The sequence below is a fragment of the Blautia intestinihominis genome, from assembly GCF_040096655.1.
GTDB lineage: Bacteria > Bacillota > Clostridia > Lachnospirales > Lachnospiraceae > Blautia_A > Blautia_A intestinihominis.
Genome location: NZ_JBBMEI010000147.1, coordinates 1 through 2,824 on the forward strand (window position 1 = coordinate 1; position 2,824 = coordinate 2,824).

Consider the following 2,824-nt stretch of genomic DNA (forward strand, 5'->3'; position numbering starts at 1 on the left):
AGCCGGATGCGGAAAAGCCGCACGTCCGGAATTCTGTGAGGGATACATTCGGTAACGGATGTATCTACTCGACCACAGAGAAGAATGAGGAGAGAAAAGCAATGTTCAGACCGATTCGAAGAAAGAAAAAAGAAATGGATCTTGATGCTGCGAAAGAACTTTTGCAGTGCAGCAGGCGTGGCGTACTTGCGGTAAATGGAGATGACGGATATCCTTATGCAGTTCCTGTCAATTATTTTTATGACAGAAATGCCGGGAAAATATATTTTCATGGAGCACGTGCCGGATACAAAGTTGATGCCCTGCGCGCCAGTGACAAAGTATGCTTCACCGTTTACGGAAATGAAACCATAAAAGAGGAAGAAGCATGGGCACCGTTTGTGCAAAGTGCGGTTGTATTTGGCAGATGTCATCTGTTAGAAGAAGGCACAGAAGCAACAGAGATTCTTAAGAAAATCGCCAGAAAATACTATCCAAATGAACAGCTGATTGACGAAGAAATCGAACGTTCAGGAAAAGCCGTGCAGCTCTTTGAAATAGACATTGAACATATTAGCGGTAAAGAGATTCAGGAGAAGTGAATGAAATAAAAACTGGGAAGATGCTATGAAGAATAATAAAAAAATCCCTCTGGGATCATTAATTTCCACAATATTAATTGGTGTTTATATGATGTTTTCTCTCTGTGCTGGGATCGGATCTTTATTTCTTGTCAGATATGCTGGAGAGCTTACAACGGTTGGTATGAATCTGGCAACTAACCCTGGAGAAAACGGAGACTACATAAGTGGATATCTTATACTTCCAGGCTCGCTTACAGCATTGCTTGGAGGAATGACGGGAGTTGTAGCCTTTCTGGTGGCAGTAGGGCTTGTTTTATTATTTGTAATATTTCTGATCCTGTTCATATCCTCCATCGTAATGCTGAAAAAGCAAAAGATAAAAGCAGATGCCTGTGTGAAAATAGTAGTCTGCTTTATTCTTTCGATTCTTTCCTGGGTACTGTTCCAGAGCGCATGGATAGTCGTGCTGCTGATAATTCCAGCGGCATTAGGAATGACAGAGTTGTTATTTGATGAAATTTGATACCCTTTGTAATTTACGGAAAATCAAAAACGCCGAAAACCCTTGATTTATAAGGCTTTTCAGCGTTTCCAAGAGCAGGGGATGAGAGAATCGAACTCCCACCAAAGGTTTTGGAGACCCCTATCATACCATTTGACCAATCCCCTATATTATTGGAATAGTTGCAATTTCATCTGCAACAAAATGAATTATAGCAGATAATATTTTGTTTGTCAATAGCGGAGATGGAGGGATTTGAACCCTCGCGCCGGTTGCCCGACCTACCGCATTTCGAGTGCGGACCCTTCAGCCACTTGGGTACATCTCCGAATCTGAAACAGAATGTTCTGACCATGTTCCATTATATAGTCAGATCGCGGAAAGGTCAATTCTTTTTTTGCCGGGAAAAGAATCTTTTGTTGACGCGAAAACAATCCTATAATATGATATAAGGAAAGAAATCCGCAGAGTAGTAATACACCAAGTATTAGCATCTTTGCAGAAATTGCGGAAAGAGGTTAGATTCATGAACAGAAAAAAAGATGTGATTCTCAAAGCTACCGAAGCTTTGACCGAGAATTATAAAAAAGAAGAATTATTTATGCCAAAGAACAACCGTGAGCTTCCGAGCAGGGCAGCAATCATTGATGTTGTCAAGCAGCTTCGTTCAGTTATTTTTCCAGGATACTTCTGGAATGATTCGGCAGCGAAGATCTTCCCGGAGCATTTTGCAGGATATCGCCTGAATGACCTTTATGACATGCTCAAGGGACAGATCGAGATCGCACTTCTGTATGCGAATCCGGAACTTGAGCAGGATGGAGCACAGGAAGAGGCAGACCGTATCTGTGCAGGATTCTTTGAGCAGCTTCCGGATGTGCAGCAACGTCTTCTGAAGGATGTGCAGGCAGGCTTCGACGGTGACCCGGCGGCCAAGAGTAAGGAAGAAATCATTTCTTCTTATCCAGGTCTGTTTGCAATCTATGTATATCGTCTGGCGCATATTTTATATAAAGAAGAAGTTCCGTATATTCCGAGGATCATGACCGAGTATGCACATGGCAAGACAGGTATCGACATCAACCCGGGCGCAACGATCGGTGACTATTTCTTTATCGACCATGGAACTGGCGTTGTTATCGGTGAGACAACGGAGATCGGATGCAATGTGAAGCTTTATCAGGGTGTGACTCTTGGTGCGCTTTCTACCAGACAGGGACAGCAGCTTGCCAATGTCAAACGTCATCCAACGATCCGCGACAATGTGACGATCTATTCCAATGCATCTGTACTTGGCGGTGAGACTGTGATCGGAGAAAATACGATCATCGGTGGTAACACTTTCATCACAGAATCCATTCCGGCAAACACCAAAGTCAGTGCCAAGAGCCCGGAACTTGTGATCAAGAAATCAAGAAGTGCCGTTTCCAAGACAGATGTCTGGGACTGGGAAAACTAAGTCATTTTATGTATATAAAAACAAGAAAAAATATAAAATAAAAAAAATTGAAAAAATTAAAAAAACCTGTTGACAAATACTGAGTAATAAGATATACTCAATATCGTTGAAGCGAGCGAAACACAAACGCAACGCAAGCACAACGATATGCGGGTGTAGTTCAATGGTAGAACACCAGCCTTCCAAGCTGGATACGTGGGTTCGATTCCCATCACCCGCTCTTATGCGATAGTGGCGTAGTTGGTAACGCGCGACCTTGCCAAGGTCGAGACCGCGGGTTCGAGCCCCGTCTATCGCTCT

General features: G+C 43.1%; 3 protein-coding genes and 4 tRNA genes. 5 read left to right on the top strand and 2 right to left on the bottom strand.

What is annotated here, in order from left to right:
* Together WMO75_RS19140 and WMO75_RS19145 are read left to right on the top strand one after the other, a co-directional pair.
* Window positions 1–581, top strand: a 581-nt coding sequence (locus tag WMO75_RS19140; RefSeq protein ID WP_349078777.1) for a pyridoxamine 5'-phosphate oxidase family protein, incomplete at its 5' end; no start/stop codon positions are given.
* A 25-nt stretch (window positions 582–606) separates the two neighbouring features.
* Complete coding sequence (locus tag WMO75_RS19145) at window positions 607–1,086, top strand: hypothetical protein (RefSeq protein ID WP_118699694.1); 480 nt, start codon at window positions 607–609, stop codon at window positions 1,084–1,086.
* A 75-nt stretch (window positions 1,087–1,161) separates the two neighbouring features.
* On the opposite strand, the gene WMO75_RS19150 is transcribed toward WMO75_RS19145, so the two are convergent.
* Both WMO75_RS19150 and WMO75_RS19155 read right to left on the bottom strand, forming a co-directional pair.
* Window positions 1,162–1,232 (bottom strand) — tRNA-Trp (locus WMO75_RS19150).
* Between the two features lie 73 nt (window positions 1,233–1,305).
* Window positions 1,306–1,393 (bottom strand) — tRNA-Ser (locus WMO75_RS19155).
* A 198-nt stretch (window positions 1,394–1,591) separates the two neighbouring features.
* Between WMO75_RS19155 and WMO75_RS19160 the strand changes: the two genes are divergently transcribed.
* The 3 genes from WMO75_RS19160 (at window position 1,592) to WMO75_RS19170 (ending at window position 2,822) form a co-directional block, all read left to right on the top strand.
* A complete protein-coding gene (locus WMO75_RS19160; RefSeq protein ID WP_022214418.1) occupies window positions 1,592–2,524 on the top strand; it encodes a serine O-acetyltransferase in 933 nt (310 codons plus the stop codon).
* 149 nt (window positions 2,525–2,673) lie between these two features.
* A tRNA-Gly gene (locus WMO75_RS19165) sits at window positions 2,674–2,744 on the top strand.
* Between the two features lie 5 nt (window positions 2,745–2,749).
* A tRNA-Gly gene (locus WMO75_RS19170) sits at window positions 2,750–2,822 on the top strand.
* Window positions 2,823–2,824 lie beyond the last annotated feature (2 nt).